Consider the following 25,480-nt stretch of genomic DNA (forward strand, 5'->3'; position numbering starts at 1 on the left):
GCGCGCGCGGCGTGGTCGCGGCGCTGGTGGTGGGCGATCAGAACGCGATTGCCGCCGACGACTGGGAGCTGTTTCGCGCCACCGGCGTAGCGCATCTGATGAGCATTTCGGGCCTGCACATCACGCTGTTTGCCTGGCTGGCGGCGGCGTTGTTGGCACGGGCCTGGCGCTGCTCGGCGCGCTGCTGCCTGTGGCTGCCTGCGCCCACGGCGGCGCTGGTCGGCGGCGTGCTGCTGGCGCTGGCCTATGCGCTGCTCAGCGGCTGGGGCCTGCCTGCGCAGCGCACCGTGGCGATGCTGACCGTGGTTGCGGTCCTGCGCCTTGCAGGGATACGCTGGCCCTGGCACCAGATCTGGCTGCTTGCGCTCGCGGCCGTGGTGCTGGGCTATCCCTGGGCGCTGTGGCAGCCGGGCTTCTGGCTGAGCTTTGTCGCCGTCGGTGTGCTGTTTGCCGCGTCGGCGCGCGACGAAGGCGTGGCGCAGGGCCTGCGCGCCCGGGCTCTGGCGCTGCTGCGCACCCAGGCCGTGGTCACGCTGGCGCTCACGCCGCTGGGGGTGCTGCTGTTCGGCCAGGTCTCTCTGGTCGGGGTCGTGGCCAACCTGCTGGCCATTCCCTGGGTCACACTGGTGGTCACGCCACTGGCCTTGCTGGGCATGTGCTGGCCGCCGCTGTGGCAGCTGGCCGCGCTGTGCGTGCAGCCGCTGATCGCGCTGCTGTCCTGGCTGGCGCAATGGCCTGCGGCGCAGTGGTTTCCGCCCGCGGCGCCGGCCTGGGCCGCGCTCGCGGCGGTCGCCGGCGGCATCTGGCTGATATTGCGCCTGCCCTGGGCGCTGCGGCTCATGGGCCTGCCGCTGCTGCTGCCCGCGCTGTGGTGGCAGCCGGCGCGGCCCGCGCCCGGCAGCTTCACGCTGCTGGCCGCCGATGTGGGCCAGGGCAATGCGGTGCTGGTGCGCACGCATGGGCACAGCCTGCTCTACGACACCGGCCCGCGCCACGGCCCGGACAGCGACGCCGGTCGGCGCGTGCTGGTGCCGCTGCTGCATGCGCTCGGCGAGCGCCTTGATGTGCTGATGCTGAGCCACGGCGACAACGACCATATTGGCGGCGCCGGCGCGGTCTTGCGCGCCCAGCCCCAGGCCTTGCTGCGCGGCGCTGTAGACCCGCAGTGGCCGGCATCCATGCAGCGTTCGGCCACGGCCTGTGTGGCCGGCCAGCGCTGGCAATGGGATGGCGTGGCGTTCGAGGTGCTGCATCCCCTGTCGATCGCATCGTCCCACGACGCCGCGCCCAATACGCAAAGCTGCGTGCTGCGCATCGTTGCCGCCAACGGCCCCACAGCCTTGCTCGCGGGCGATATCGAACGCGCGCAGGAGGCCGCGCTGCTGGCCGAGGGCCTGCCGCTGCGCGCCGACTGGCTGCTGGTGCCCCACCACGGCAGCAAGACTTCTTCGAGCGCCGAGTGGATTGCCGCCGTCGCGCCGCGCCATGCGCTGGTGCAGGCCGGCTACCGCAACCGCTACGGCCATCCGGCCGCGCCCGTGGTGCAGCGCTACCGTGCGCAGGGTGTGGAGGTGGTGACCAGTGCAGGCTGCGGCGCGGCGCAGTGGACTTCCGCGCGGCCGCGGCACATGGCCTGCGAACGTAGGTCAAAGCCGCGTTATTGGCAGGCGCAGCCTATCGCCGTCAATTGACATGCAACGAGCGTAACAATCCTCTGGCGCGCTGGGTACACTGAAGCGCCAGGCAAGCGCGCAGCCGTATCGGGCCCGAAGTTTGCTTGGATGAGCTGCAGGAGGCTCCGCTGATGCAAAGATTCGACGAAATGTATGCAACCACGCCCTTTGAGGGCAGTGATGTTCGACCGCATTACAAGGACTACCGCCAATGGCTTGCACGCCAGCCGGGGGCGGCCATGGAGGCGCGCCGCGCCGAGGCGGAAATGATTTTCCGCCGGGTCGGCATCACGTTCGCCGTTTACGGCGCAAAGGACGAGGGCGGAGCCGGCCGGGAGCGGCTGATTCCTTTCGACCTGATACCGCGCATCATTCCCGCGCAGGAGTGGTCGCACATGCAGCGCGGCCTGGTGCAGCGCGCGACGGCGCTCAACCGCTTCATCCACGATGTCTACCATGACCAGGAGATCCTGCGCGCGGGCATCGTCCCCACCGATCTGGTGCTGCAGAACGCGCAGTACCGTCCCGAGATGGTGGGCGTGAATGTGCCCAATGACATCTACGCGCAGATCGCGGGCATAGACATCGTGCGCGCCGCGAATGCCGACGGCGTGGGCGAGTACTTTGTGCTCGAGGACAACCTGCGCGTGCCTTCGGGCGTGTCGTACATGCTGGAAAACCGCCGCATGATGATGCGCCTGTTTCCCGAACTGTTCGCCCAGCATTCGGTGGCACCGGTCGCGCATTACCCCGATCTGCTGCTCGACACGCTGCGCGCCGTCGCGCCCGCGAGCGCGCCCGAACCCACGGTGGTGGTGCTCACGCCGGGCATGCACAACAGCGCCTATTTCGAGCATGCCTTCCTGGCCCAGCAGATGGGCGTGGAGCTGGTCGAAGGCCAGGACCTGGTGGTCGAGCACGACACCGTGTTCATGCGCACCACGCGCGGCCTGCGCCGCGTCGATGTGATCTACCGGCGCCTGGACGACGACTTTCTCGACCCCGAAGTGTTCCGCGAAAGCTCCACGCTGGGCTGCCCCGGCCTGATGCGCGCCTACCGCGCGGGCAACGTGGCGATCTGCAATGCGGTCGGCACGGGCGTGGCCGACGACAAGTCGGTCTACCCCTATGTGCCCGACATGATCCGCTTCTACCTGGGCGAACAGCCGCTGCTGTCGAACGTGCCGACCTGGATGTGCCGCAAGAGCGACGACCTGGCCTATGTGCTGGACCACCTGCACGAGCTGGTGGTCAAGGAAGTGCACGGCGCGGGCGGCTACGGCATGCTGATCGGCCCGGCCGCGACGCGCGCCGAGATCGAGGATTTCCGCCGCGCGCTGCTCGCCAACCCCGCGGGCTATATCGCCCAGCCGACGCTGAGCCTGTCGAGCTGCCCGACCTATGTCGAAAGCGGCATTGCGCCGCGCCACATCGATCTGCGGCCGTTCGTGCTCAGCGGAAAGACCGTGAAGATGGTGGCCGGGGGCCTGACGCGCGTGGCCTTGAAGGAAGGCTCGCTGGTGGTCAATTCATCACAGGGCGGAGGCACCAAGGACACCTGGGTGCTCGAAGGCGCGGACGACGCCGGCCTCGAAGGGAGTGTTGCATGCTGAGCCGTACCGCCGACCATTTGTTCTGGATGTCGCGCTATGTCGAGCGCGCCGAAAACACCGCGCGCCTGCTGAGCGTGGCCTACGACACCTCGATGCTGCCGCAGGCGCCGGGCCAGGCGCGCAAGGCCTGGCAGGGGGTGCTGTCGATCAGCGAGCTGGTGCCCGCCTATCAGGAGCTGCATGCCGAAGTCGCGCGCGACAAGGTGTTGCATTTCCTGGTGCAGGACGAAAGCAACAGCGCGTCCATCATCTCCTGCCTGCGCGCGGCGCGCGAGAACGCGCGCGCGGTGCGCGGCGCCCTGACTACCGAAGTCTGGGAAACGCACAACCAGACCTGGCTCGAAGTGGGCAAGCAACTGGACCAGGGCGCGTTCGAGCGCGATCCCGCGCAGTTCTTCGAATGGGTCAAGGACCGCTCGCACCTGTCGCGCGGCGTGACGCAAGGCACCATGCTCAAGGACGAGGCCTATCGCTTCCTGCGCCTGGGTACGTTCCTCGAGCGCGCCGACAACACGGCGCGCCTGCTCGACGTGAAGTTCCACGCCATCGAGCGCGACTACCACGGCAGCGTGCGCGGCAATGGCGTGGTGCAGTTCGACTTCTACCACTGGAGCGCGCTGCTGCGCAGCGTCTCGGCCTTCGAGGTCTACCGCAAGGTCTACCGCGATGTCATCACGCCCGAGCGCGTGGCCGAACTGCTGATGCTGCGCGCCGACATGCCGCGCTCGCTGCTGGCCTGCCTGCAGGAGGTGGTCGACAACCTGGCGCTGGTGGCGAACGAGCAATCGGGCGAAACCCAGCGCAAGGCCGGGCGGCTGCTGGCCGACCTGCGCTATGCGCGCATCGATGAAATCCTCGCCACCGGGCTGCATGCCTATCTCACGCAGTTCCTCGAGCGCGTCAACGCGCTGGGCGCGGACATCAGCCGGGACTTTCTGGTGCCGAGTTGAACCAAGGCCGCCCTGAGCCGCTTTGGCTCCGGGCGACGTTGCGTCCCCGTTCGTCCTGAGCTTGTCGAAGGATGAACGGCCGGCTCAAGAGAGCAGGGTGAATGGCGCCACATCCGCCACAGCGGTTCCTGGGGATTCTTGCCTCAGCGCTTGCCGCCTGTCCTGCGCTGCTCGCGCAGCATGAACAGATACAGGCTCTCGACCTTCTCGCGCGCCCAGGGTGTCTGGCGCAGGAACTTGAGGCTCGAATTGACGCTGGGCTGGCTCTGGAAGCAGCGTATGGGCACCAGCCGCGCCAGCTCTTCCCAGCCGTAGTGGGCGTGCAAGGCTTCGACAATGGCGGCCAGCGTCATGCCGTGCAAGGGGTTGTTGGCTTGCTTGGGGGGAGCGGGAGGCGTCTCGGGCGGATTCTGCATGGGCGCGAGCATAGCGAGATTGGCGCGCTGCGTGGCATTCAGGGACAAGCCGGCGCAAAAAAAGCGGGCCAGGCCCGCTTTCAATCTGTCTCGTGGAAGTCTTATTCCAGCTCACCCATCTGCGATTGCAGATAGTTCTGCAGACCGACCTTGTCGATCAGGTCGATCTGGGTCTCGAGGAAGTCGATGTGCTCTTCGGTGTCGTCGAGGATCTTCTGCAGCAGGTCGCGCGAGACGTAGTCGCGCACGGACTCGCAGTGGGCAATGCCGTCCTTGATGGTCTGCTGCGCGCCCAGCTCCAGGCGCAGGTCGCAGGCCAGGCATTCGGGCACGTCTTCGCCGATCTGCAGCTTGCCCAGATCCTGCAGGTTGGGCAGGCCGTCGAGCGTGAAGATGCGGTCCATCAGCCAGTCGGCGTGCTTCATCTCGCCGATGGATTCTTCGTATTCCTTCTTGGCCAGCTTGTCGAAGCCCCAGTGCTTGTACATGCGGTAGTGCAGGAAGTACTGATTGATGGCCGTGAGCTCATTCTTCAGCTGTGCCTGCAGGTGGGCAATGGCTTGTAAATCGCCTTTCATGGGGAACTCCTTCGCTTTATGTGAATACCTTGATTGTCGCTGTTCGCAACGTGGTTGTAATGGCTTGCCCCTGCAAATTCGGTCTGTCTGCGTTTGATGATGACTCGCGTTCTCGTTGTACAGCGATAGTCTGCACGGGCTATGAATTGCGGTATTCGATAGTCAAATTAAATTAACATAATAAAGTCAATTGATTGGATATATCCTGTGAAAGCTCTAAACTTCATACCTGTGTTCAGTCGCATCACTTAAAGGAAGCAACCATGTCCGTCATCAATACCGAAATCAAACCTTTCAAGGCCAGCGCATTCAAGGCCGGCAAGTTCATCGACATCACTGAAAAGGACGTGCTGGGCAAGTGGGCGGTGTTCGTTTTCTACCCCGCCGACTTCACTTTCGTCTGCCCCACCGAGCTGGGCGACGTTGCTGACCACTACGCAGAATTCCAGAAGATGGGCGTGGAGATCTTCTCCGTGTCCACCGACACCCACTTCGTGCACAAGGCCTGGCACGATGCATCGGAAACCATCGCCAAGATCCAGTACACCATGATCGGCGACCCGACCATGGCGATCTCGAACAACTTCGAAATCCTGCGCGCTGACCAGGGCCTGGCCAACCGCGGCACCTTCATCATCGACCCACAGGGCGTGATCCAGGCCGTGGAAATCACCGCCGAAGGCATTGGCCGCGACGCCACCGAGCTGCTGCGCAAGGTCAAGGCTGCCCAGTACGTCGCCGCCCACCCCGGTGAAGTCTGCCCCGCCAAGTGGCACGAAGGCGAAGCCACGCTGGCTCCTTCGCTGGATCTGGTCGGCAAGATCTAAGCAATTGCCCTTGAAAAGCCCGGGGCGACCTGGGCTTTTTTTGAAGCACTTGAACTTTAGCTATCAATAATAAATTTTAGTAGGATTTGACTATTATGCTCGACGCCACCCTCAAGACCCAACTCAAGGCATACCTGGAACGGGTGCAAAAGCCCATTGAAATCGTCGCCACGCTCGACGACGGCAAGGCGTCTGGCGAAGTCAAGTCCCTGCTCGCCGACCTGGTCGCGCTGAGCGACAAGATCACCGTGGTCGAGAACAATGCGGCCGATGTGCGCAAGCCTTCGTTCCTGATCACCAATCCCGGCGTTGACACCGGCCTGCGCTTTGCGGGCGTGCCGCTGGGCCATGAATTCACCTCGCTGGTGCTGGCGCTGCTGCAGGTCGGCGGCCACCCCTCGAAGGAATCGGCGGAACTGCTGGAGCAGATCCGCGCCATCGACACGCCGCTGAACTTCGAGACCTATTACTCGCTGTCGTGCCATAACTGCCCCGATGTGGTGCAGGCGCTCAACCTGATGAGCGTGCTCAACCCCAACATCACCCACACGGCCATCGACGGCGCACTGTTCCAGAGCGAAGTCGAGTCGCGCGAGATCATGGGCGTGCCCACGGTGTTCGTCAACGGCGAGCGCTTCGGCCAGGGCCGCATGGAGCTGGCCGAGATCGTCGCCAAGGTCGACAGCGGCGCCGCAGTGCGCGAAGCCGCGAAGATCAGCGCCAAGGAGGCGTTCGACGTGCTGATCGTCGGCGGTGGCCCGGCCGGTGCGGCCGCGGCTGTCTACGCGGCGCGCAAGGGCATTCGCACCGGCATTGCCGCCGAACGCCTGGGCGGCCAGGTGCTCGACACCGTGGACATCGAGAACTTCATCTCGGTGCAGAAGACCGAAGGCCCGCAGTTCGCCGCGGCGCTCGAGCGCCATGTGCGCGACTACGAAGTCGACATCATGAACCTGCAGCGCGCCAAGGCGCTGGTGCCGGCCAAGGAAGAGGGCGGCCTGATCACCGTGGAACTGGAGTCGGGCGCGACGCTGCAATCGAAGACCGTGATCCTGTCGACGGGCGCGCGCTGGCGCAACATGAACGTTCCCGGCGAGGAGCAGTACCGCACCAAGGGCGTGACCTATTGCCCGCATTGCGACGGTCCGCTGTTCAAGGGCAAGCCCGTGGCCGTGATCGGCGGCGGCAACTCCGGCGTGGAAGCCGCGATCGATCTGGCCGGCCTGGTCAAGCATGTGACGCTGCTCGAGTTCGGCGCCGAACTGCGCGCCGATGCCGTGCTGCAAAAGAAGCTGCGCAGCCTGCCCAACGTGACCATCATCGTCAACGCCGAGACCACGCAGGTCAACGGCGACGGCAAGAAGGTCACGGGTCTGACCTACAAGGACCGGGTCACGGGCGAAGTCAAGGACGTGGCGCTCGAAGGCATCTTCGTGCAGATCGGCCTGCTGCCCAACACCGACTGGCTCAAGGGCACGGTCGAGCTGACACGCTTCGGTGAAGTCATCATCGACGCCAAGGGCCACACCAATGTGCCCGGCGTGTTTGCCGCCGGCGACTGCACCGATGTGCCGTACAAGCAGATCATCATTGCCGCGGGTGCGGGTGCGACCGCCGCACTCTCGGCCTTCGATCACCTGATCCGGCATTGATCCGGCTGCCCGGCCTGGGCAGCGCAAGAAAGAAAAGGACTGCTGCGGCAGTCCTTTTTTTGCCTGTGAAAGGCCTTGGAAGAGTGCGTGAAGAATCACCAAAAGCGATGCGAAACGAGAACATAAATTCGCTTTTTTTCCGAAGTCACATTTCCTACACTTTTGTTGCCCCTTGGCAATTCGCGCCGCCGCGCCGCGATGGTGCGCTCCCACCGAATACGAAAGTGAATGGAAATGAACGGATTTCAAATTTGCAGTCTCGCCCGCCGAGTGGACGCCAGCATCGTCGAAGCGTTTCGCCTGCTGCCCGTGGCCAATGTCAGCGACTGCATGTCGCGCATGACCGCGGGCGGAGCGCAGCTGCGTCCCTACCATTCCAGCGGCGTGCTCGCGGGGCCGGCGCTCACGGTGAAGACGCGCCCGGGCGACAACCTCATGATCCACAAGGCGCTGCAGCTGGCCCAGCCCGGCGATGTGATCGTCGTCGACGGCGGCGGCGACCTCACCAACGCTCTCGTAGGCGAGCTGATGGTGGCCACGGCCATCAAGCGCGGCATTGCCGGCTTCGTGATGAACGGCGCGATCCGTGACGTGGATGCGATTGGCGCCGGCACCTTCCCCGTCTATGCGGCGGGCGTCACGCACCGCGGCCCCTACAAGGACGGCCCGGGCGAAATCAACGTGCCGATATCGCTCAACGGCATGGTGGTGACGCCCGGCGATCTGATCCTGGGCGACCGCGACGGCCTGCTGTGCGTGCCGATTGACGACGCACAGAGGATTCTCCAGGCCACGCAGGGCAAGCAGGATCTCGAGCAGGTGATGATGCGCGAGATCGAGGAAGGCACGCTCGATACGCTGTGGATAGACGCGGCGCTCAAGCGCCTGGGCGTCGAGGTGCCGGCATGAAGATCAGCTTTCTCGACCGCGCCACGCTGTGTCCGCAGACCGTGCTGCGCGCGCCCGGTTTCACGCACGAGTGGGCGGTGTTCGAGCGCACCGCGCCCGAGCAGGTCGTGCCGCGCATTGCCGACGCCGAGATCGTGATCGTCAACAAGGTCAGGCTCACGCGCGCCATGATAGCCGCCGCGCCGCAGCTGCGCATGGTGGCCGTGGCCGCCACGGGCACCGACAACGTCGACATCGCGGCCTGCCGCGAGCGCGGCATCGTGGTCAGCAACATCCGCAACTACGCGGTCAACACCGTGCCCGAGCACACGTTTGCGCTGATCTTCGCGCTGCGCCGCAGCATCTGCGCCTACCGCGACGCGGTGCGCGCCGGCCGCTGGATCGAAGCCGACCAGTTCTGCTTCTTTGATCACCCGATACGCGATCTGGCCGGCGCCACGCTGGGCATCATCGGCGATGGCGTGCTGGGCCGGGCAGTGGCCGGCGTGGGCCGCGCGCTGGGCATGCGCGTGCTGTTTGCGGGCTACAAGGGCGTGTCGGGCCAGGGCGCCCTGTACACGCCGTTTAAAGAGACGCTGGCCCAGGCCGATGTGCTCACGCTGCATTGCCCGCTGACACCGGCAACGCGCAACATGATCGGCGCGCGCGAGTTCGCGCTGATGCACAGGCGCCCGCTGCTGATCAACACCGCGCGCGGCGGCCTGGTCGACGAAAGCGCAGTGGGTGCGGCGCTCGATGCCGGGCAGATAGCGGGCGCGGCATTCGATGTGGTCTCGGTCGAGCCGCCGCCGATGGACCATCCGCTGATGCAGTTGGCCGCGCGCCCCAACTTCATTCTCACGCCCCATGTGGCCTGGGCCAGCGAGGAGGCGATCCAGACGCTGGCCGACCAGCTGGTCGACAACATCGAGGCGTTCGCGCGCGGCCAAGCCCGCAACCTCGTCACTGCCTGAGGGCGCGACCGACGCGGGCGCCGACCGAGCCCGGCGTCAGCGCGGCATAGGCCTGGGGTCGCTGATCTGGAAGGCGCGCGAGAAGTCGCAGCATTCCTGCGCCAGGCGCACGATGGAGGAGATCAGCGTGCTGCGCTGATCGCTCTTGTACGCCGCCACGTAATGCGTCTTGGGCAGCGCGGGAGTGACCTTGAGCAGCTCCAGATAGTTGGCGTGCAGCAGCGGCTCCACGCACTGCCTGGGCAGATAGCTGAAGCCCAGGCCCGAGACCGTCATGCCGATGATGGCCAGCAGGCTGTTGCAGACGATGGTGTTGGTGGGCTGCATGTTCACCGAACCCAGCCACTGGTTGTAGAGCACGCCCGTGCCCGACTTGTCGCCCTGGGTCAGGAAGGTGTGCGACGACAGATCGTGCAGGCGCCGCACCTTGACGCCGTCGAAGGTCCCGGGCTTGCACATCCAGGCGTTTTCCACGACCCCCAGGCGCTTGAGCGTGAAGCGTTCGTCCTGGCAGGTATCGGGCACAAAGGCCACGTCGACTTCGTTGGCCAGCAGCTTGTCCCGCAGCATCATGCTCAGGTCCACATCGGGCTCGAGCACCACCTTGGGATGGTGTTCGCGCACCAGCTCCACCAGCCGCGGCAGCCAGGTCATCGCGGTCAGCTCGGTCACGCCTATGCGCAGGCGGCGCACCACTTCCTGCGACGCGGCGAACTGGTGCATCGCCGCATCGCGCTGCTCCAGCAGGCGCTTGGCAACCACATACATTTCCTCGCCTTTTTCGGTCAGCCGCGAGGTGCGCTGCGTGCGATCGAACAGCGGCGTGGCAAACAGCGCCTCGAGCTCCTGCACGCGCTTGGAGATGGCCGACTGCGTGGTGTGCAGCTTGGCCGCGGCCTGCGAGAAACCGCCGAGCTGGGTGACCCAGTAGATCGCCTCCAGCTGCTTGAAAGTCATCATGAAAGACCTCTGAAATAGAGCCAAGAATATCGAAAAATGTCATGCGATTTTATGCATAAATATCGCTTTTTTTTGTTCTCATATGAATCAAGAATCCGATGAACGCTCACCTCTCATCAGTGAGTCACATTCATCATGCAAAGGATTTCCATCTTGTTCTCAGAACGTCTTGCCGCTGTGAAAACCTCGCCCAGCATGGCGGCCAAAGCCAAGGTCGATGCGCTGCGTTCCCAGGGCCACAAGGTGATTGACTTCACCATCGGAGAGCCCGATTTCGACACCGCGCCGCACATCGTCGAAGGCGGCGTGCAGGCGCTCAGGAACGGCCACACGCGCTACACCGCATCGGCGGGAACGCCGGCGCTGCGCGCGGCCATAGCGCGCAAGCTCGAGCGCGAAAACCAGCTGCGCTTCGCGTCCGAGGAGATCGTCGTCGGCTGCGGCGCCAAGCACATCATCTACAACGCCTTTGCCGCTTCGCTCAACGCCGGCGACGAAGTGATCGTGCCCGCGCCCTTCTGGGTCTCGTATCCCGACATGGTGGCGCTGCAGGCGGCCAGGCCGGTGATCGTGCCCTGCAGCGAGGCCAGCGGCTTCAAGCTCGCGCCCGAGGCGCTGGCCGCGGCCATCACGCCGCGCACGCGCTGGCTGATCCTGAACACGCCCAACAATCCGAGCGGCGCGGTCTATACGCATGCGGAGTTGGCGGCGCTGTGCGAAGTGCTGCGCGCCCACCCCCAGGTCTGGCTGCTGACCGACGAGATCTACGAGCACTTCGTCTATGGCGGCGCGCGCCATGTCTCGCCGCTGAGCGTCGCGCCCGACCTGCGCGCGCGCACGCTGCTGGTCAACGGCCTGTCCAAGGCCTACGCCTTCACCGGCTGGCGCATTGGCTACGGCGCCGGCCCGGTTGAACTGATCAAGCGCATCAATCTACTGCTCACCCAAAGCACCACCTGCGCCAGCGCCGTGAGCCAGGAAGCCGCGGTGGTCGCGCTCGACGGCCCGCAGGCCTGCGTGGCCGACGGTGCGCAGCTGTTCGAGTCGCGCCGCAACCGCGTGATGCAACTGATAGAGGGCATTCCGGGCCTGAGCTGCGTATGCCCCGCAGGAGCGTTCTACGCGTTCATCAATGTGCGCGGGCTGTACGGCCGCGTCACGCCCGCCGGACGCGAGATCGCCAGCGATGTGGATGTGGTGAACCTGTTCATCGAGCAGGCGGGCGTGGCGGTGATCGACGGCACTTCCTATGGCTGTCCCGGGTTTCTGCGGCTGTCGTTTGCCACATCGCTGGACCAGTTGGAAGCCGGTTTTGCCGCGATTGCCCAGGCGGTTGCCGCGTGCAAGACTGGCATGGAAGATGCGTGAAAGAAAGGCCGACGCGCATGCGCCGGCCTTTTTTCCGCCACCCCACCCATGTTCCGCAGCGCGCGCATGAGTGACTTCATCCACCCACCCGGACGAGAAATTTCATGAGAGTTCCCTTAGCCTTCCACCATTTTCGACCCGGGACGATGACGCCGCGCGCCGCCTGGGCAGCAAGGGTCCGGGCATGAGCATAGAGCTGGACTACACGCTGTTCGCCAAGCCGGAATTCCTGGCCCAGGTCGGCAAGGGCTTGATCAACACCATCGAGCTGGCGGTGTTTGCGTTTGCGCTGGCGATGACCATGGCGGTGGTCATTGCGGTGATGCGCATGAGCACCAACCGGCTGTGCGTGGCAGTGGCCGCGGCCTATGTCGAGTACCACCAGAACGTGCCGCTGCTGGTGCACATCTTTCTCTGGTATTTCGGCGTGGCCGCAATCCTGCCGGCCGACCTGCAGCAGTGGATCAACGCGAACAACAGCGAATTCATCTTTGCCTTCATCGGCGTCGGACTGTGCCTGGGCGGCTACATGTCGGAGGACCTGCGCGGCGGCATTCGCTCGATTCCCGGCGCCCAGCTCGAGGCCTCGCGCGCGCTGGGACTGACGTATCTGCAGGCCTGCCGCCTGGTGATCCTGCCGCAGGCGGTGCGCGTGGCCATGCCGCCGCTGGTCAACCACACGGTGCTGCTGTTCAAGAACACCAGCCTGGCAATGACGATAGGCGTGGCCGAGCTCACCTACGTGACCAAGGAGGTGGAGAGCCAGACCTTCAAGACTTTCGAGGTCTACCTGGCCTCGACCGTCATCTATCTCGCGCTCTCGCTGGTTCTCATGTGGGGCGGCGCATTGATCGAACACCGCACGCGCATCCGGGCCCGCTGACCATGAACGACATCCTGCAAATCATTTCCGACAACTGGCTGCTGCTGCTGGTCGGCCAGTATCCGCATGGCCCGTTGGGCGGCCTGGCGGTCACGCTGCTGCTCTCGGTGCTGGGCATCGTGCTGGCGTTCCCGCTGGGCGTGGCGCTGGCGCTGTGCCGCCTCAGTCCGTTCTGGTTCCTGCGCCACCCAGCGACCGCGGTGGTGTACCTGGTGCGCGGCGTGCCGCTGATCATGTTCATCTTCTGGACGTACTTCATCGTGCCGCAGATCCTGGGACGTCCGGTGGCGGGCTTCACCACGATGCTGGTGACGCTGGTGATCTACCAGTCGGCCTACCTGGCCGAGATCGTGCGCGCCGGCATGACGGGCCTGCCCAGCGGGCAGACCGAAGCGGCGCGCGCCATCGGCCTGAACTACATGCAGACCACCTTCAAGGTGCTGCTGCCCCAGGCGATCTACAACATGGTGCCGGCCATCATTTCGCAGTTCGTCTCCAGCATCAAGGACACGGCGCTGGGCTATGTGATCAGCGTCAACGAGCTGACGTTTGCCGGCAGCCAGATCAACGCCACGCTGCTGACCATGCCGTTCCAGGTCTACATCCTGCTGGCGGCAATCTACTTTGTCGTGTGCTCGGCGCTCACGCAGCTGGCGCGCACGCTCGAGCAGCGCATCGCGCGCCGGCGCGCCGGTCGCGGCCCGGCGCGCGCGGCGGCGCAGGCCGGCGTGACGGCGCCGCAGCCGGCCAAGGTTTGAGGAATACGGAAAGAGAAATCCCCATGAGCAATGCAAAAGAGTCTTCCGGTCAGCCCATGATTTCGTTCAAGAACGTTCACAAGTGGTATGGCGACTACCACGCGCTCAACGGCATCGACGCCCAGGTCAACAAGGGCGAAGTGATCGTGGTCTGCGGGCCCTCGGGCTCGGGAAAGTCCACGCTGATACGCACCGTCAACCGGCTCGAGCCGATACAGAAGGGCAGCATCGAATTCGACGGTCAGGACGTCTACTCACCCAAGCTGGACGTCAACCGGTTCCGCGCGCATGTGGGCTTCGTGTTCCAGAGCTTCAACCTGTTTCCCCATCTTTCCGTGACGGAGAACATCGAGCTGGCACCCGTGACCGCGCTGCGCGAAAAGCGCGCCAGCGCGCGCGCCCGGGCGCTGCAACTGCTCGATCGCGTGGGACTGGCAAACAAGGCCTCGGCCTATCCCGGCCAGCTCTCGGGCGGCCAGCAGCAGCGCGTGGCGATTGCGCGGGCGCTGGCGATGAACCCGCCCGCGATTCTGTTTGACGAGCCCACCAGCGCGCTCGACCCCGAGATGGTGGGCGAGGTGCTGCAGGTGATGAAGCAGCTGGCGCGCGACGGCATGACCATGATGTGCGTGACGCACGAGATGAACTTCGCGCGCGAAGTCGCCGACCGCGTCTGGTTCATGGACCACGGCGCGCTGATCGAGTCGAACACGCCCGAAGCGTTCTTCAGCAAGCCCCAGTCAGAGCGTGCGCAGCGCTTTCTCAACGATCTGCGCTCGCATTGAGATTTCCCGGTCATCCACTGCTTTTTCAAACCAAGGAAACACCATGCCTTCCACTTCCCGTCTGCTGCCTGTACTGATCGCTGCCGCCTGTCTGGGCACGGTGGCCCACGCCGATCAACTCGACAAGATCAAGGCCAAGAAGACCCTGGTCTGCGGCACCTTTGCCGCCATCGCGCCGTTTGGCTATCCCGATCCCAAGACGCGCGAGACCATTGGCTCGGATGTGGAGCTGTGCCACGCCGTCGCCAAGGAAATGGGCCTGGCCGCGGAGGTGCGCGGCTTTCCCGTGGGCGTGCACATTCCCGAGCTGAAGCTGGGCCACATCGACATCATCATCGCCAACATGGGCTATACCAGGACGCGTGCCGAGCAGGTCGAATTCAGCAACGCCTACAACGTGGGCAAGGAAGTCGCGTTGGCCAACACCGCCTCGGGCCTCAAGACGCTGGCCCAGCTCGACGGCAAGAAGATCAGCGCGACCAAGGGCTCGACTTCGGAGACCGCCATCAAGCTGCGCCTCAAGGGCGCGACGCCGCTGACCTACCAGGACGCGTCGTCGGCGTTTCTCGCGCTGCAGCAGGGCAAGGTCGATGCCTTCGTGATCAACAACGTGTCGGCGGCCGCTTTCGCGCTGCAGTCGCAAAAGGGGGGGCGACCCGCGGCGGTGATCGAGGAGGAACTGTATGTTCAGCCGGTGGCGATCGGCATGGCCAAGGGCGAGCCCGCACTGGTCAACGAGATCAATGCCGTTCTCAACAAGCTAGAAGCCAGCGGCTACATGGACCAGCACTGGAACAAGTGGTTTGGCGAGGGCTCGGACTACAAGCTCAAGCGTCCCTACAAGGTCACGCCGATCAAGGACGTCAAGTTCGAACCTCTGCCCTGAGGAAGGCGCATTCCATGATGAATCACGCCGACATCTCCCGTATCGCCGAACAGCTGCGCGCCTGCGGCATGCAGGCCATAGAGCTGCACAGCGCAGGCACGCGGCTGCGCATCGTCACGCGACAGCACGCACCGCAGGGCGCGCAGGCGCCCTTGGCCCAGGGCCTGCCCCTGTCCCCCGAGGCCTTGACGCTGGTGCGCTCCAGCGGGCTGGGCGTGCTGCGGCTGCGCCATCCCGCGCAGTCGCAGGCGCCGCTGGCGGTCGGCATGCGTCTGGACAAAGGCGCGCCCGCGGTCTATCTGGAGTCGCGCGGCATCTTCAAGTCGATTGCCGCGCCGGTGGACGGGGACGTGGCCGAGCTGCTGGTGGCGGAAGGCGACAAGGTGGATTTCGGCCGGCCGCTGTTCACGCTGCGCGGCGTGGCGCAATCATGAGCGCCGGTGCCAGCCCGTCGGCGCAGCGCCTCTCGGTGAGCGCGCTGGGGACGCATGCGCTGCTGTTCGAGACCGCGGGGCCGCTGGACGCCCAAGTGCAGCAGCGCATGCTTGCGCTGGCCGACGTCGCCGCCGAATGGAGCGAAGTGCAGGAAGCCGTTCCCGGCATGAACAATCTGCTGCTGGTGCTCGCTGCCGCAGCGGGCGCGGGGGGCGAGTTGGCGCAGCGCGTGCAGCGCGCCTGGGCGAACCCCGTGGCGCGGCCGCGCACGCCGCGCGTGTTCGAGCTGCCCGTGGTCTACGGCGGCGAGCATGGCCTGGATCTCGCCCACGTGGCCCAGCACAACGGCCTGAGCACGCAGGAGGTCGTAGCGCTGCACAGCCGCGCGACCTATACCGTGTTCTGCCTGGGCGCGCACCCGGGCTTTGCGTATCTTGGCGGGCTGGACGCGCGGCTGCACACGCCGCGGCGCGCCCAGCCGCGCCTGAAGGTGCTGGCCGGCTCGGTGGCCATTGGCGGCGCGCAGGCCGGCGTGCAGGCACAGACACTGCCCAGCGGCTGGAACCTGATTGGTTTCACCGACCGGAAATTCTTCGATCCCACATCGGCCGTGCCGGCGTTGCTGGCGCCGGGCGATGTCGTGCGCTTTCGCGCGGTGGAGGTGTTGACGTGATGGAGGTTTTGTCGACCGGAGGCCTGACCACGGTGCAGGACAGCGGGCGCCTTGGCCTGCGGCGCTTTGGCGTGGGCGTGGGCGGGCCGCTGGATGCGCTGGCCGCGCAGGTGGGCAATCTGATGCTCTGCAACCCGGCGGACGCGGCGTTCATCGAAGTCGTGGTCTTTCCGCTGCGGCTGCGTTTCGACCACGCGCTGCGCATTGCCGTGACGGGCTCGGACGTGCAGATGGAGGTCGACGGCCAGCGTTTCCCGCCGTGGTGGAGCGTGGTGGTGCAGCCGGGCCAGGTGCTGACGCTGCGCGCGCCCCAGGCCGGCGGCGTGGCCTATCTGTGCGTGTCGGGCGGCATCGACGTGCCGCTGGTGCTGGGCTCGCGCAGCACCGATCTCAAGGCCGGTTTTGGCGGGCACTGCGGGCGCACGCTGCGCAGGGGCGATGTGCTGGCCGCGCTGCCGGGCAGAGCGGCCGCGAGCCGCCGTCGGTTTGGCGTGCTGCCGCCCTGCGCCGGCCTGGCCGCGCCGCAGCTCGAGGGTGAAGACGCCACGCCGGCCACGGTGATACGCGTGCTGCCGGCCGCGCAGTGGCAGGCATTTGGCGCGGCAACGCGGGCGCGCTTTCTCGCCAGCCCCTGGCGCATCACACCCGACAGCAACCGCATAGGCCTGCGCCTGGGAGGCGGGGAGATACGGCCGGACGCGCCGCTGGAGCTGCTGTCGCACGGCATTCTTCCGGGCGTGATCCAGGTGCCGCCGCACGGCCAGCCCATCGTCATGCAGTGCGATGCGCAGACCGCGGGCGGCTACCCCAAGATCGCGACGGTGATAGGCGCCGACATGTGGCGGCTGGCACAGACGCCTATAGGCGGGCAGCTGCGCTTTCAATGCGTGGACATGCAGGCCGCGCTGGCCGCAGATGAACAACAGCAGACCTACGTCGCCACCGTCAGGCGCGCGGTGGAGCAATTTTTCCAGGATGCATGAATGAACAAGTATGTAGATATCAACTGCGATATCGGCGAAGGCTTCGGCCCCTACCGCATGGGCGACGACGCGGCGCTGATGAAAGTCATCACTTCGGCCAACATCGCCTGCGGCTTTCACGCGGGCGATCCAAGCATCATGGTCAGGACCGTGCAGCTGGCGGTGGAAAACGGCGTCGACATAGGCGCGCATGTGGGCTTTGCCGATCTCCAGGGCTTCGGCCGGCGGGTGCTGCATCTCGATGCCGCGGAACTGCGCGCCCTCACCTGGTACCAGCTGGGCGCGCTGCAGGGCATTGCCCAGGCGCTGGGGCGCAAGGTGCAGCATGTGACCTTCCACGGCGCGCTGGGCAACATGTGCTTTGCCGACGCCCAGCTCGCGGCAACGCTGATGCAGGCGATCAAGGCGTTCGATGCGACGCTCACGGTGATCGCGCCGCCCATGACCGAGATGGAAAGCGCGGCCCAGGCTGCGGGCCTGGCCGTCAGGCGCGTGGTGTTTGCCGATCGCGCCTATGACGACCACGGCCTGCTGGTCTCGCGCAAGCTGCCCGACGCGGTGATCCACGACGAGCAGCGCGTGATCGAGCGCGTGCTGCGCATGTTCCAGGACCGCGCCATCACCAGCCAGAGCGGAAAGCGCATGCCGGTGGCCATCGACTCGGTGCTGGTGCATGGCGACACGCCGGGCGCGGCGCAGCTCGCCGGCCTGGTGCGCGCGCGGCTGGCGCAGGCCGGCCTGCAGGTGCAGCCTCTTTCCCAACATCGGAGTTGAATGAACATGGCCGTTTTCGATATGGAACGCGTGCAGTCGCTGATTGCGGCGGCCGCACAGGCGCAGGTCGACGAGCTGGAGTTGTCGGAGGCCGGCCTGGACGTGCGCATCGTGCGGCGCGTCGATGGCAGCGCCGCGCCGGCCGCGCCTGCGCCCGAGCCGTTGGTCTCAGCGTCTCCTGCCGCTGCGGCGCAGTCTGCTGCAGCCGCCGCGCCGGCCCCTGCGGCCGTGCGCACGCTCAAGGCCGCGATGGCCGGCAACTTCTACCGCGCGCTCACGCCCGATGCGCCGCCGCTGGTGGAGGAGGGCGCGAGCGTGGAGCCGGGCGCGGTGCTGGGCGTGCTCGAGTCCATGAAGATCATGAACGAGATTGAAAGCGAATGCCGCGCGCGCCTGGTGCGCGTGCTGTGCGGCAACGGCGAGCTGGTGGCCGCGGGCCAGCCGCTGTTCGAACTGCAGGAGTGCTGATCCCATGCTCAAGAAAGTGCTGATTGCCAATCGCGGCGAAATCGCCTTGCGCGTGCAGCGCGCCTGCCGCCGCCTGGGCATTGCCAGCGTGGTGGTGTTCTCCGAGGCCGACCGCGACGCGCTCTACGTGCGCCAGGCCGACGAAGCCTATTGCCTGGGGCCCGCGCCTGCGGCGCGCAGCTATCTGGACCAGTCGGCAATCCTCGATGCCGCGGCGCTCTGTGGCGCGGACGCCATCCATCCCGGCTATGGCTTTCTCAGCGAGAACGCCGGCTTTGCCGAAAGGGTCGTGCAATCGGGCCTGGTCTTCATAGGCCCGAGCAGCGCCGCCATGCGCACCATGGGCGACAAGGTCGCGGCCAAGCAGGCAATGCTGGACGCGGGCGTGCCCTGCGTGCCGGGCTCGCCCCAGGCGCTGGGCGACGACGCCGACAAGACCCGGGCGCTGGCCGCGGCCATAGGCTACCCGGTGATCATCAAGGCCGCGGGCGGCGGCGGCGGCCGCGGCATGCGCGTGGTCGACAGCGAGGCCGCGCTGCTGCAGGCGATTGCCATGACCCAGGCCGAAGCCGGCGCAGCGTTCGGCAACGCCGCGGTCTACATGGAGAAATACCTGCTCGCGCCGCGCCATATCGAGATCCAGGTGCTGGCCGACACCCAGGGACACGCGGTGTGGCTGGGCGAGCGCGACTGCTCCATGCAGCGGCGCCACCAGAAAGTCATAGAGGAGTCGCCGGCGCCGGGCGTGGACGCCGCGGCGCTGGCGCAGGTGGGCGAGCGCTGCGCGCGCGCCTGCGAGCGCCTGGGCTATGTGGGAGCGGGAACGTTCGAGTTCCTGTTTGAAAACGGCGAGTTCTATTTCATCGAGATGAACACGCGCGTGCAGGTCGAGCATCCGGTGACCGAATGGGTCACGGGCATAGACATCGTCGAGATGCAGCTGCGCATTGCCGGCGGCGAGCCGCTGCCGTGGGCGCAGGCCGACATCGTGCGCCGCGGCCATGCGATCGAATGCCGCATCAACGCCGAGCATCCGCAGACTTTCCAGCCCTCGCCGGGCCTGCTGAGCGAATGGATTGCGCCCGGCGGCCCGGGCGTGCGCGTCGATTCGCACATGTACAGCGGCTACCGGATTCCGCCGTTCTACGATTCGCTGCTGGGCAAGCTGATCACCCACGGCAACACGCGCGAGGACGCGCTGGCGCGCATGCGCGTGGCGCTGGGCGAACTGGTGGCCACGGGTATAGAGACCAATGTGCCGCTGCATTGCGCGCTGCTGGACGACGCGGCGTTCATCCAGGGCGGCACCGGCATCCACTACCTGGAGCAGTGGCTGGCGGCGCGGTAAGGGCGGGGCGCCCCGGCGCTCAGTAACCCAGGCGTTCGGGCTTCACATCCTGCAGGATGGTGGTGGCGATTTCCTCGATCGACTTGTTGGTGCTCGACAGCCAGCGGATGCCCGTGCGGCGCATCATGGCTTCGGCTTCGGCGACTTCGTGGCGGCAGTTCTCCAGGCTCGCGTAGCGCGAGTTGGGCCGGCGCTCGTTGCGGATGTCTGACAGGCGCTGCGGGTCTATGGACAGGCCGAACAGCTTCTTGCGCAGCGGCAGCAGCGCGGGCGGCAGCTGGCGCCGGTCGAAGTCTTCGGGAATCAGCGGGTAGTTGCCGACCTTCATGCCGAACTGCATCGCCAGGTAGAGGCTGGTCGGGGTCTTGCCGCTGCGGCTCACGCCCACCAGGATCACATCGGCACCCGCGAGGTCGTGGTGGGTCTGGCCGTCGTCATGGGCCAGGCTGAAGTTGATGGCCTCCATGCGGTCCAGGTATTCCTTGCTCTGGCTGATGTCGGAAAAACGCCCCACGCGGTGGTGGGACTTGAGGCCCAGCTCCTGCTCCAGCGGGTTGACGAAGGTGCCGAACATGTCGAGCAGCATGCCCTTGCAGTTCTCGCGAATGACGTCGACGACTTCCATGTCGACCAGCGTGGTGAAGACGATGGGCTTCTTGCCTTCCACTTCGCCAGTGTGGTTGATCTGGCGCACGGTCTGGTGCGCCTTGTCCACGGTGTCGACAAAAGGAATTCGAACGAAGCGCGCGCTCACGTCGAACTGCGTCATCAGGGCTTTGCCGAACGTCTCGGCGGTGATGCCTGTGCCGTCGGAGATCAGGAATACGGTGCGCGTGTGCATGGTGCTCTGGGGATGAAGTGAATAACGAGCCGGACGCGCGGAAACCGGACGCGGGCCTACAATGGCGCCCATTATTCCCAATTTCACGTTCATGCTCATCGGCGGCCCACAACCACAAGAGCAAAGCCTGCGCAGTGCAGCATGGACCAGACCCGCGCCACCGGATGGCGCGGATCGCAGCGGTTTTTAACTTTGGAGCTTTCCCATGTCTGCACTGTTTGAAGCGACCGCCCTGGTCGTTCCGTTCGAGAAACTGAGAATGAGCGACGTCGAGTCGGTCGGCGGCAAGAACGCCTCGCTCGGCGAAATGATCTCCCAGCTGCCCGAGGGCGTGAAGGTCCCCACGGGCTTTGCGACCACGGCGCACGCATTCCGCGAATTCCTCGCGTTCGAAGGCCTGGCCGACCGCATCAACGCCAAGCTCGCCACGCTCGACATCGAAGACGTGCGCGCGCTGGCCGTCGTCGGCGCGGAAATCCGCGCCATGGTCGAGAACCAGCCTTTCCCCGCCGATCTGCAAAAAGCCATTGGCGAAGCCTTTGCCACGCTGAGCGCGGGCAACAGCCAGGCCTCGTTTGCCGTGCGTTCCTCGGCCACGGCCGAAGATCTGCCCGACGCATCGTTTGCCGGCCAGCAGGAAACCTTCCTCAACGTGGTGGGCATCGATGATGTGCTGCACAAGATGAAGGAAGTGTTTGCCTCGCTGTACAACGACCGCGCCATTTCCTACCGCGTGCACAAGGGCTTTGCGCACGACGTCGTGGCGCTGTCGGCCGGCGTGCAGCGCATGGTGCGCTCGGACACCGGTGCGGCCGGCGTGATGTTCACCATCGACACCGAATCGGGCTTTGAAGACGTGGTGTTCATCACCTCGAGCTACGGCCTGGGCGAGACCGTGGTGCAGGGCGCCGTGAACCCCGACGAGTTCTATGTGCACAAGCCCATGCTCAAGGCCGGCAAGAAGGCGCTGATCCGCCGCAACCTCGGCTCCAAGCTGGTGCAGATGGTGTTTGCCTCGCCCGAGGAAAAGGCTGCGAGCGGCAAGCTGGTCAAGACCACCGATGTCGCTCCCGAGCTGCGCAACCGCTACTCGCTGACCGACGCCGACGTCGAGCAGCTGGCGCGCTACGCGCTGGTGATCGAGGACCACTACGGCCGTCCCATGGACATCGAGTGGGGCAAGGACGGCAGCGACGGCCAGATCTACATCCTGCAGGCACGTCCCGAGACGGTGAAGAGCCAGTCCAAGGGCCAGGCCGAACTGCGCTACAAGCTCATGGGCACGGGCGCCGTGCTGGCCGAAGGCCGCGCCATCGGCCAGAAGATCGGTACCGGTCCCGTGCGCCTGGTCAGCGACATCTCGCAGATGGACCAGGTCCAGGCCGGCGACGTGCTGGTCACCGACATGACCGACCCCAACTGGGAGCCGGTGATGAAGCGGGCTTCGGCCATCGTCACCAACCGCGGTGGCCGTACCTGCCACGCGGCCATCATCGCGCGTGAACTGGGCATTCCGGCCGTGGTCGGCTGCGGCAATGCCACCGACCTGCTCAAGGCCGGCACGCTGGTGACCGTGTCCTGCGCCGAAGGCGACACCGGCAAGATCTACGACGGCCTGATCGAAACCGAAGTCACCGAAGTGCAGCGCGGCGCGATGCCCGAGATCAAGACCAAGATCATGATGAACGTCGGCAATCCCCAGCTGGCCTTCGACTTCGCCCAGCTGCCCAACGACGGCGTGGGTCTGGCGCGCGTCGAGTTCATCATCAACAACAACATCGGCGTGCACCCCAAGGCCATCCTTGACTACCCCGCCGTCGATGCCGACCTGAAGAAGGCCGTCGAATCCGTGGCCCGCGGCCACGCTTCGCCGCGCGCCTTCTATGTCGACAAGGTCGCAGAAGGCGTGGCAACCATTGCCGCGGCGTTCTACCCCAAGCCCGTGATCGTGCGCATGTCGGACTTCAAGTCCAACGAGTACCGCAAGCTGATCGGCGGCAGCCGCTACGAGCCCGAGGAAGAGAACCCGATGCTGGGCTTCCGCGGCGCGGCGCGCTACATCAGCGCCGACTTCGGCGAAGCGTTCAAGATGGAATGCGAAGCCCTGCGCCGCGTGCGCGAGGACATGGGCCTGACCAACGTGCAGATCATGATTCCCTTCGTGCGCACCTTGAGCCAGGCCGAGCGCGTCAACCAGCTGCTGGCCGACAACGGCCTCAAGCGCGGTGACAACGGCCTCAAGCTGATCATGATGTGCGAAGTGCCCTCGAACGCCATCCTGGCCGACGAGTTCCTCGAACACTTCGACGGCTTCTCCATCGGCTCCAACGACCTGACCCAGCTGACGCTGGGCCTGGACCGCGATTCCGGCCTGGAACTGCTGGCCGCCGACTTCGACGAGCGCGATCCCGCAGTCAAGAAGCTGCTCGAACGCGTGATCGCCGCCTGCCTGGCCAAGGGCAAGTACGTGGGCATCTGCGGCCAGGGCCCTTCGGACCACCCCGACTTCGCACTGTGGCTCGCGGACCAGGGCATTGCCTCGATCTCGCTGAACCCCGACAGCGTGGTTGCGACCTGGCAGCAATTGGCTGCTCGCTGAAAAGCGGTTGCCCCATGAAAAAAGCGGCCTGGGCCGCTTTTTTCATTTCTGCGCTGAGCTGGGGCCCTTTGATCGGGCCGCGTAGGCAGGCTTAGGGCGTACAGCTTTGACACTGGCGTGCCCCAGCATGGGGGCAGCGAGCAAGGGCCGCCCCGCAGCGATGCTGCCGTCCCTCAGCCGGGCGCCCCCCTCCACCGAAGGTTGAGAGGGGGAAGCCGGGGCCGGCCATCCGGCGTAAGCGGCTCAGGGGGTGCTTTTATACCGCCAGCAGTTCCACGTCGAACTTGAGCGTGGCGTTCGGGGGAATCACGCCGCCGGCGCCGCGGGCGCCATAGCCCAGGGCTGCGGGGATGATCAGCGTGCGTGCGCCGCCAACCTTCATGCCCTGCACGCCTTCGTCCCAGCCCTTGATGACCATGCCTGCGCCCAGGGCGAAGACGAAGGGGTCCTTGCGGTCCTTGCTCGAATCGAACTTGGCGCCTTGCACGCCTTCGTTGTAAAGCCAGCCGGTGTAATGCACCGTGACATTGCCGCCGCGCTTGGCTTCGGCGCCGTCGCCCACAACGGTGTCTTCGTATTGCAGGCCGGATGCGGTGGTGGTGAAAGCCATGAGAAATCCTTGAAATATGCGTCTGTGAAAAGTGCCCGCAGAGGGCACATGACCGCGGACTCGAAGTCCGCGCGTCGCCATACCGTACTTTACTTCTTGGCGCGCGCCGCGACCCAGCGGTTGGCAAAAGCCTGTACGTCGCTGAGTCGTTTGAGCAGATCCTGGCCCGACAGCGTCACGATGTAGCCATCGCTGCCGTGCTCGAGCAAGCCGCATTCGCGCAACTCCTTGATGCGGGTGTTGAGCGTGTTGGGCGTGATGCCCCCCACGCTGTCCTGCAGCAGGCGAAACGTCTGGGGATGGCCATCCCGGAGCGCCCACAGCACCCGCAGTGCGTAACGGCATTCGAGCCGCTCGAACAGCTGGTTGATGGCGACATTTTCCTTGGGGCTCATGGACGCTTCTCCTTGCGCGATGGGGTTGAGCGAGGCGTTGGCCAGCTTCGCCAAGTCGTGATTCACTATAGCGTGGAAACTATCTTGCTACAAGTTTAATAGCTTCTAAGCCACGCCTGTCAGGCGCAGACGCGCAAAATTCCGCAAAATCCAGCCAATTGTTGCTGCCAAGCCACGATGGCGCGCAAGCACTTATTGCGCTGCGTCTGCGGGCTGCGCGGCCGGCCCGCAGGCATGCAGATGCGCGACCAGCAGCCGCGCCGCCGGACTCAGCTGGTCCTGGCTGCGAAAGCAGATCGCGAAGCGCCGGCGCGCCCAGTCGTCGGCCAGCGGCACCAGCCGCAGTCCGTAGGCCTGGGCAAACGGCTGGGCGATTTCGGCGGGCATCACGCTGATGGCCAGGTTGGCGCGCACCACGCGCAGCGCGGCGTCGAAGTGCGAGACCTGCATGCGGTGCTGCAGCACCTTGCCCTCGACCGCGGCGGTGCGCGTGAGCAGCTGCTGCACGGCGCTGAGCGCGGGCATGCTCACGTATTCGTAGTCCAGCACATCGGCGAAATGCACTTCGCTGCGCGTCGCGATGGGATGGCTGGCGTGGGCGCAGATCGCCAGATGGTCGCCGCGGTAGCTCTGCGTCTGCAGGCCTTCGAGGTCGGCCGCGTCCCAGCAGATGCCCACCGACGCGCTGCCGTCCCGCACGCCGCGCGCCACCTCGGGGCTTACGCGCTCCTCGAGGCTGACCTGGATGCGGCCATGGTCGGGGTGCTTGAGAAAGGCCGCCACGTCGTCGGCCAGCGACTCGGCCATGACGGATGCCGTGACCAGCAGCCGCACATGGCCGCGCGTTCCCTGGGCATAGCCGGCCATGTCGCGCGCGATCAGCTCGCTGCGCGCCAGCAGCGCACGCGCATGCTCGAGCAGGGTCTCGCCCGCAGGCGTGGGCGCGACGCCGCGGCGCTTGCGCACCAGCAGCTGCGTGCCCACCTGGTGTTCGAGCTGGGCCAGGCGCTTGCTGATCGCCGAGCCGACCATGGCCTGCTGCAGGCCCGCGGCGGTGATGCTGCGCTGCTCGCAGACGGCAATGAACAGCCGCAAGGTCGTCAGGTCCAGGTCGCGCATCTGAGGTGTTCCATTTGGGAAGGC

The 25,480-nt window shown here is 65.8% G+C and carries 26 protein-coding genes; 19 read left to right on the forward strand and 7 right to left on the reverse strand.

The features are described 5' to 3' along the window. From RR928_RS10345 to RR928_RS10355, 3 genes are all read left to right on the forward strand, one after another. Window positions 1-1,691, forward strand: a 1,691-nt coding sequence (locus RR928_RS10345) for a DNA internalization-related competence protein ComEC/Rec2 (protein WP_332682430.1), incomplete at its 5' end; no start/stop codon positions are given. A gap of 113 nt (window positions 1,692-1,804) precedes the next feature. After that, window positions 1,805-3,286 carry a circularly permuted type 2 ATP-grasp protein gene (locus tag RR928_RS10350; protein WP_332537811.1) on the forward strand — a complete coding sequence of 494 codons (1,482 nt, stop codon included), beginning with the start codon at window positions 1,805-1,807 and terminating at the stop codon, window positions 3,284-3,286. After that, window positions 3,280-4,236, forward strand: coding sequence for an alpha-E domain-containing protein (locus tag RR928_RS10355; RefSeq protein ID WP_332537812.1), 957 nt, complete (start codon window positions 3,280-3,282; stop codon window positions 4,234-4,236). Before RR928_RS10350 ends, RR928_RS10355 begins: the two co-directional genes overlap by 7 nt. Before the next feature lie 143 nt (window positions 4,237-4,379). Here the strand turns inward: RR928_RS10355 and RR928_RS10360 are convergent, their stop codons facing one another. Beyond that, complete coding sequence (locus tag RR928_RS10360; RefSeq protein ID WP_332537813.1) at window positions 4,380-4,652, reverse strand: VF530 family protein; 273 nt, start codon at window positions 4,650-4,652, stop codon at window positions 4,380-4,382. A 101-nt stretch (window positions 4,653-4,753) separates the two neighbouring features. Continuing rightward, a complete protein-coding gene (gene bfr, locus RR928_RS10365; protein WP_332537814.1) occupies window positions 4,754-5,230 on the reverse strand; it encodes a bacterioferritin in 477 nt (158 codons plus the stop codon). Between the two features lie 263 nt (window positions 5,231-5,493). Between bfr and ahpC the strand changes: the two genes are divergently transcribed. The 4 genes from ahpC (at window position 5,494) to RR928_RS10385 (ending at window position 9,571) form a co-directional block, all read left to right on the forward strand. Further along, window positions 5,494-6,057 carry an alkyl hydroperoxide reductase subunit C gene (ahpC, locus tag RR928_RS10370; protein ID WP_175504699.1) on the forward strand — a complete coding sequence of 188 codons (564 nt, stop codon included), beginning with the start codon at window positions 5,494-5,496 and terminating at the stop codon, window positions 6,055-6,057. A gap of 95 nt (window positions 6,058-6,152) precedes the next feature. Then, window positions 6,153-7,709, forward strand: coding sequence for an alkyl hydroperoxide reductase subunit F (gene ahpF, locus RR928_RS10375; protein ID WP_332537815.1), 1,557 nt, complete (start codon window positions 6,153-6,155; stop codon window positions 7,707-7,709). A 234-nt stretch (window positions 7,710-7,943) separates the two neighbouring features. Continuing rightward, window positions 7,944-8,618: an RraA family protein gene (locus tag RR928_RS10380; RefSeq protein WP_332537816.1), complete on the forward strand. Its 675-nt coding sequence runs from the start codon at window positions 7,944-7,946 to the stop codon at window positions 8,616-8,618. After that, window positions 8,615-9,571 (forward strand): D-2-hydroxyacid dehydrogenase, encoded by a 957-nt coding sequence (locus tag RR928_RS10385; RefSeq protein ID WP_332682434.1) that lies wholly within the window; start codon window positions 8,615-8,617, stop codon window positions 9,569-9,571. The genes RR928_RS10380 and RR928_RS10385 overlap by 4 nt, the downstream gene beginning before the upstream one ends. 36 nt (window positions 9,572-9,607) lie before the next feature. Here RR928_RS10385 and RR928_RS10390 read toward each other — a convergent pair whose 3' ends face one another. Continuing rightward, a complete protein-coding gene (locus tag RR928_RS10390; protein WP_332537818.1) occupies window positions 9,608-10,531 on the reverse strand; it encodes a LysR family transcriptional regulator in 924 nt (307 codons plus the stop codon). A gap of 153 nt (window positions 10,532-10,684) precedes the next feature. Here RR928_RS10390 and RR928_RS10395 point away from each other — a divergent pair, with 153 nt between their 5' ends. The 11 genes from RR928_RS10395 to accC all read left to right on the forward strand — a co-directional run bounded on the left by RR928_RS10395 (window position 10,685) and on the right by accC (window position 19,892). Then, window positions 10,685-11,899, forward strand: coding sequence for a pyridoxal phosphate-dependent aminotransferase (locus RR928_RS10395; protein ID WP_332682436.1), 1,215 nt, complete (start codon window positions 10,685-10,687; stop codon window positions 11,897-11,899). Between the two features lie 184 nt (window positions 11,900-12,083). Then, window positions 12,084-12,782, forward strand: a complete 699-nt coding sequence (locus tag RR928_RS10400; RefSeq protein WP_332537820.1) for an amino acid ABC transporter permease — start codon at window positions 12,084-12,086, stop codon at window positions 12,780-12,782. 2 nt (window positions 12,783-12,784) lie between these two features. Beyond that, entirely contained in the window at window positions 12,785-13,540 is a 756-nt protein-coding gene (locus RR928_RS10405) for an amino acid ABC transporter permease (protein WP_332537821.1), read from the forward strand. Window positions 13,541-13,596: 56 nt separating this feature from the next. After that, the gene (locus RR928_RS10410) at window positions 13,597-14,325 is read left to right on the forward strand and encodes an amino acid ABC transporter ATP-binding protein (protein ID WP_332537839.1); all 729 of its coding nucleotides are present in this window, start codon (window positions 13,597-13,599) and stop codon (window positions 14,323-14,325) included. A 43-nt stretch (window positions 14,326-14,368) separates the two neighbouring features. Further along, window positions 14,369-15,211 carry a transporter substrate-binding domain-containing protein gene (locus RR928_RS10415; protein ID WP_332537822.1) on the forward strand — a complete coding sequence of 281 codons (843 nt, stop codon included), beginning with the start codon at window positions 14,369-14,371 and terminating at the stop codon, window positions 15,209-15,211. A gap of 14 nt (window positions 15,212-15,225) precedes the next feature. After that, window positions 15,226-15,645, forward strand: coding sequence for a biotin/lipoyl-containing protein (locus tag RR928_RS10420; protein ID WP_332537823.1), 420 nt, complete (start codon window positions 15,226-15,228; stop codon window positions 15,643-15,645). Further along, a complete protein-coding gene (pxpB, locus tag RR928_RS10425; RefSeq protein ID WP_332549088.1) occupies window positions 15,642-16,319 on the forward strand; it encodes a 5-oxoprolinase subunit PxpB in 678 nt (225 codons plus the stop codon). The genes RR928_RS10420 and pxpB overlap by 4 nt, the downstream gene beginning before the upstream one ends. Continuing rightward, entirely contained in the window at window positions 16,319-17,302 is a 984-nt protein-coding gene (locus tag RR928_RS10430; RefSeq protein WP_332537840.1) for a biotin-dependent carboxyltransferase family protein, read from the forward strand. The genes pxpB and RR928_RS10430 overlap by 1 nt, the downstream gene beginning before the upstream one ends. Then, entirely contained in the window at window positions 17,303-18,076 is a 774-nt protein-coding gene (locus tag RR928_RS10435) for a LamB/YcsF family protein (RefSeq protein WP_332549086.1), read from the forward strand. It abuts the gene before it with no gap. 6 nt (window positions 18,077-18,082) lie between these two features. Beyond that, complete coding sequence (locus RR928_RS10440; RefSeq protein ID WP_332537826.1) at window positions 18,083-18,544, forward strand: acetyl-CoA carboxylase biotin carboxyl carrier protein; 462 nt, start codon at window positions 18,083-18,085, stop codon at window positions 18,542-18,544. 4 nt (window positions 18,545-18,548) lie between these two features. Then, window positions 18,549-19,892 carry an acetyl-CoA carboxylase biotin carboxylase subunit gene (accC, locus tag RR928_RS10445; RefSeq protein WP_332682440.1) on the forward strand — a complete coding sequence of 448 codons (1,344 nt, stop codon included), beginning with the start codon at window positions 18,549-18,551 and terminating at the stop codon, window positions 19,890-19,892. Between the two features lie 19 nt (window positions 19,893-19,911). Here the strand turns inward: accC and ppsR are convergent, their stop codons facing one another. Further along, on the reverse strand, window positions 19,912-20,733 hold the full coding sequence (ppsR, locus tag RR928_RS10450) for a posphoenolpyruvate synthetase regulatory kinase/phosphorylase PpsR (protein WP_332537828.1): 822 nt from the start codon (window positions 20,731-20,733) through the stop codon (window positions 19,912-19,914). Window positions 20,734-20,938: 205 nt separating this feature from the next. Between ppsR and ppsA the strand changes: the two genes are divergently transcribed. Continuing rightward, window positions 20,939-23,332 (forward strand): phosphoenolpyruvate synthase, encoded by a 2,394-nt coding sequence (gene ppsA, locus RR928_RS10455; protein ID WP_332537829.1) that lies wholly within the window; start codon window positions 20,939-20,941, stop codon window positions 23,330-23,332. A 256-nt stretch (window positions 23,333-23,588) separates the two neighbouring features. Here the strand turns inward: ppsA and RR928_RS10460 are convergent, their stop codons facing one another. From RR928_RS10460 to RR928_RS10470, 3 genes are all read right to left on the reverse strand, one after another. Then, window positions 23,589-23,942 carry an FKBP-type peptidyl-prolyl cis-trans isomerase gene (locus RR928_RS10460; protein WP_159914009.1) on the reverse strand — a complete coding sequence of 118 codons (354 nt, stop codon included), beginning with the start codon at window positions 23,940-23,942 and terminating at the stop codon, window positions 23,589-23,591. A gap of 89 nt (window positions 23,943-24,031) precedes the next feature. Continuing rightward, window positions 24,032-24,337, reverse strand: coding sequence for a winged helix-turn-helix transcriptional regulator (locus tag RR928_RS10465; protein WP_159914011.1), 306 nt, complete (start codon window positions 24,335-24,337; stop codon window positions 24,032-24,034). 192 nt (window positions 24,338-24,529) lie between these two features. Next, window positions 24,530-25,456, reverse strand: coding sequence for a LysR family transcriptional regulator (locus RR928_RS10470; RefSeq protein ID WP_332537830.1), 927 nt, complete (start codon window positions 25,454-25,456; stop codon window positions 24,530-24,532). Window positions 25,457-25,480: the final 24 nt, after the last annotated feature.

The sequence above is a fragment of the Comamonas sp. genome (genome assembly GCF_036666375.1).
In the GTDB taxonomy this organism is placed as follows: Bacteria; Pseudomonadota; Gammaproteobacteria; order Burkholderiales; family Burkholderiaceae_C; genus Comamonas.